Genomic DNA, 832 nt, shown 5'->3' with positions numbered 1-832 from the left:
GACTGCTCTTGTTGTCGCAAAAGCCGCAGTCAGATTGATTGCCAGCAGCCGCTGCCATTGCTCGTCAGAAAATTCATCGATGGCAGCCAGATGCTGAGCGCCGGCGTTGTTGACCAGGATATCGACCTTTCCCAACTCATCCGTGACGGCCGCAACCAGGCTGCTGGCCTCGGCGAGGTTATTAAGATCGTGGGCAAAATGTTTGACGCGCCGCCCGGTCCCTTCGAAAATGCCACGGGTGATCACATCGATCTCGCTTTGCGTGGCTAAACCATTGAGTGCTACGTCAGCTCCGTTTGCCGCGAGCATCCGAGCGATAGCCAGCCCAATGCCGCTGGTCGAACCGGTCACCAGGGCAACTTTGCCGTGGAGCGGCACGGAAATACTCATGTGAAGGCCTTTCCATAACCAATTGTTTTTTACATCTCTCAGAGAACGGGTCTGACACAGCAATGACAAGTGAATCCGGGCATCCAAACCCTGAACATAATTCACCAAACCGGCTAGCGACCTTGGTTCATATTTGGGGTGCTCTTCTGCGCGATCAATTTGACGTTGAAATGGCGGAGAATCTGGGACCCTCTCCAGAAGTTATTGCGAGGACCTATTGTGAATAGGATTCACATGTGGTGGTAAAAGATCAATTGAAGGATAGGCTGTCGCCGCAGAGCATCTGGCTCTATAGAGCGATAGCAAATCGCCGGCTGCATTGAGCGGACTCGAGTTCGTACTTGAACCGAGCGCTCGCAGCCCTTGTAAAGGGGAATGAATGTGAATCCGAATTCTTCGACGGTGCGAGAGCAGCTCCTGGAGGTCCGTAATCTGCGCAAGT

Annotated in this window: 1 protein-coding gene; it reads right to left on the bottom strand. The window is 53.2% G+C overall.

All coding sequences use genetic code 11. From position 1 onward, the window contains the following. The coding region (locus tag CO676_RS34320) for an SDR family NAD(P)-dependent oxidoreductase (protein WP_144340266.1) at positions 1–390 on the bottom strand (390 nt) is incomplete at its 3' end. Positions 391–832: the final 442 nt, after the last annotated feature.

It is taken from the genome of Sinorhizobium sp. BJ1 (assembly GCF_002531555.1).
Taxonomy (GTDB): domain Bacteria; phylum Pseudomonadota; class Alphaproteobacteria; order Rhizobiales; family Rhizobiaceae; genus Sinorhizobium; species Sinorhizobium fredii_B.
This window is presented reverse-complemented; position numbering and strand designations above follow the sequence as displayed.